This window comes from Streptacidiphilus pinicola, assembly GCF_003258295.1.
In the GTDB taxonomy this organism is placed as follows: Bacteria; Actinomycetota; Actinomycetes; order Streptomycetales; family Streptomycetaceae; genus Streptacidiphilus; species Streptacidiphilus pinicola.
This window is the reverse complement of the sequence record NZ_QKYN01000029.1, coordinates 86206-88897: the sequence shown is the minus strand read 5'-3', so window position 1 is coordinate 88897 and position 2692 is coordinate 86206. Positions and strand designations below refer to the sequence as shown.

Below are 2692 nucleotides of genomic sequence, written 5' to 3'. Positions count from 1 at the left end.
CGTACGGCTTGCCGAGCTGCGCGAAGGCGTAGGCGACCGCCGCGGCCCCGGCCGCGGACGGCTTCGTGCCGCCCTTGCCGAGCACCCCTGAGGCGAGCAGCGCGAGCTGCGCCGCGTTGGCCTCCTGCTGCTCCAGCTGCGACAGCATGTCCCGCTGCGCGCCGGTCAGTCCGCTGACGAGCTGTTCGAGACCGGTCAGCTCCTTGTTGACCGTGTCCTTCTCCTTGCCCTGCGCGGCGACCAGCTGCGCGACCCGCGCCTGCGCGGCCTTCGCGGCGTGCTCGGAGAGCAGGAGCGCGGCCTGGTCGGCGGAGAGCTGGCGCAGCAGGTCGGCCTGGGAGCGCGCGGCCGCGTCCAGCAGTTCCTTGCCGTGGAGGGCGGCGTCCGGGTCGTTCGCGAAGACGATCTGGGCGAGCTGGGAGAGGCCCCCGTCGCGGTACTCCTGCGACGCGAACTCGCCGGCCAGCACCTTGCCGGCGTCGACCTGGCCCTGGGCGTCGCCGACCTGGACGTCGATCTCGGTGACGTTCGTCTGAGCCTGTTTCAGCTGCTCGGTGAGCGAGTCGTACTGCTGGCCTGCCGACTCCACCTGCTGGTACAGCGTGTGCAGGCGGGTCAGGATCGGCAGCAGCGCCTTCTCGGCGGCGGTGAGGTTGGTCAGCCCCGCCTGGCCGGTGACCGGCGCGGTGCCTCCGCCGGCGGCGGTCGCGGCGCTCGCCTGCCCGGCGACGGGCAGCACCGCGAGTGACGCGGCGGCGAGCATCAGGCCGCAGCGCAGCACTCCGCGCAGCCACGGACGCCGTTCCATGCCCCCGATGCTCAGCACTCGCCCAAGCCCTTCCCTCGTCCGCCGCCTGCGGCGGCCCACCCCGACCAGGTCCCTCGCGCCCAGCCCCCGGCATGCGCAACGGCGATCCTCCCACGGCGGACCGGAACGCGGCAGGGCGCCTCGGGCGATCGGCGCGATTCTGAGAGCACTCACACCCACGGGCCTCGCCGCGCCACAGGCAGGTGAATGTGACGCACCCCTCACCGCACCGGTAGGCGAACGCACCCCGAACAAGGGAACCCAACCGCCGCAAGGCCGACCCCGCCGGGGCAGGGCGCGTTTGCCGCCCTTTTGTCATGCTTCGGTGGCTTCATCAACCCCAAAGGGGTGGCTAGTTAACCTTCCGTTCACTATGGATCCCTACGGTCACGCTCGCGGCGACCGCCGTGCACGCCTCCGCTGAGACGATTGTTTGGGCATGGAACACGCTTCGTTCCTGGTGACCGCCGTAGTGATCACGGCTCTCGCCTTCGATTTCACCAACGGCTTCCACGACACGGCCAACTCGATGGCCACCTCGATCGCCACCGGAGCGCTGCGGCCCAAGGTCGCCGTCGCGATCTCGGCGGTACTGAACCTCGCGGGCGCATTCCTCTCCATCGCCGTCGCCAAGACGATCTCCGGCGGCATCCTCGACGAGAAGGCCGGCCTCAAGCCGCAGATCGTCTTCGCGGCGCTGATCGGCGCCATCGTCTGGAACCTCGTCACCTGGCTGCGCGGCATCCCGTCCAGCTCCTCGCACGCCCTGTACGGCGGCCTGATCGGCGCCACGCTCTTCGCCGTGGGCACCCACGGCGTCCACTTCGACACGGTGATGACGAAGATCATCATCCCGGCCGTCGCCTCCCCGATCGTGGCCGGCGTCTCCGCCTGGGCCGCCACCAAGCTGGCCTACCGGATGACCCGCAACGGTGACGAGAAGGTGAACTCCAAGGGCTTCAAGGCCGGCCAGGTCGCCTCCGCGATGCTGGTCTCCGTGGCGCACGGCACCAGCGACGGCCAGAAGACCATGGGCGTCATCACGCTGACCCTGATCACCGCCGGCTCGCTGGCCCCCGGCGCCAACCCGCCGCTCTGGGTCATCCTCGCCGCCGGCCTCACCATGGCGCTCGGCACCTACGTCGGCGGCTGGCGCATCATCCGCACCATGGGCAAGGGCATCTCCGAGATCGAGCCGGCCCAGGGCCTCACCGCGCAGAGCGCGGCGGCCACGGTCATCCTGACCTCCTCGCACATGGGATACGGCCTGTCCACCACCCACGTCTGCTCCGGCGGCATCATGGGCGCCGGCAAGGGCCGCGCCGACGGCGTCGTCCACTGGTCGACCGCGCGGCGCATGGCCTACGCCTGGCTGCTGACTCTTCCCGCGGCGGGCCTCGTCGGCGGCCTCGGCGTGCTGCTGGCCGACCAGGGCGCGTGGGGCGAGATCGCGCTCGGCCTGATCGGCGCGGGCGTCGCGGCGTGGATCTACGTGGCCTCGCGCCGCCAGAAGGTCTCGGCGACCGACGTCGTGACCCCGGAGATCGTCCCGTCGCCCGCCGAGCCGCCCGCCCCCGCGGCCCCGACCGCGCCCGTCGCGGCCTGAGGAGAACCACGATGAACATCAACTGGTCCGCGCTCGGCAGCACGTTCGGTCTGAGCGTCCTCGTCACCCTCGCCGTGGTCGGCGCCTTCTGCCTCGGCGTCGCCTCCCTCTCCCGCCGCGAGCGCGCCACGGGCGGCGCCGCGGTCGCCTCCCTCAGCGCCGCGGTCCTCAGCTTCGCGCTGTGCGCGGCGGCGGTGGGGTACGGGTTCTACCTCATCGGACACAAGTAGCCAGCTGGCCCACCGCACGTAGTCGCACCACCCGGGGGCGCGGGGCTC

Annotated in this window: 3 protein-coding genes; 2 read left to right on the top strand and 1 reads right to left on the bottom strand. The window is 71.8% G+C overall.

Annotated elements, in window-relative coordinates:
• On the bottom strand, window positions 1-808 hold an 808-nt coding region (locus tag DN069_RS07580), incomplete at its 3' end, for a coiled-coil domain-containing protein (protein ID WP_133259842.1).
• Between the two features lie 439 nt (window positions 809-1247).
• Here DN069_RS07580 and DN069_RS07575 point away from each other — a divergent pair.
• Together DN069_RS07575 and DN069_RS07570 are read left to right on the top strand one after the other, a co-directional pair.
• Window positions 1248-2414: an inorganic phosphate transporter gene (locus tag DN069_RS07575; protein ID WP_111500071.1), complete on the top strand. Its 1167-nt coding sequence runs from the start codon at window positions 1248-1250 to the stop codon at window positions 2412-2414.
• A gap of 11 nt (window positions 2415-2425) precedes the next feature.
• A complete protein-coding gene (locus DN069_RS07570; RefSeq protein WP_111500070.1) occupies window positions 2426-2644 on the top strand; it encodes a hypothetical protein in 219 nt (72 codons plus the stop codon).
• Window positions 2645-2692: the final 48 nt, after the last annotated feature.

What these genes read in the sequence shown, in the direction of transcription:
- DN069_RS07575 (WP_111500071.1), top strand. Translation starts at nt 1,248, where the DNA reads ATGGAACACGCTTCGTTCCTGGTGACCGCCGTAGTGATCACGGCTCTC.
- DN069_RS07570 (WP_111500070.1), top strand. Translation starts at nt 2,426, where the DNA reads ATGAACATCAACTGGTCCGCGCTCGGCAGCACGTTCGGTCTGAGCGTC.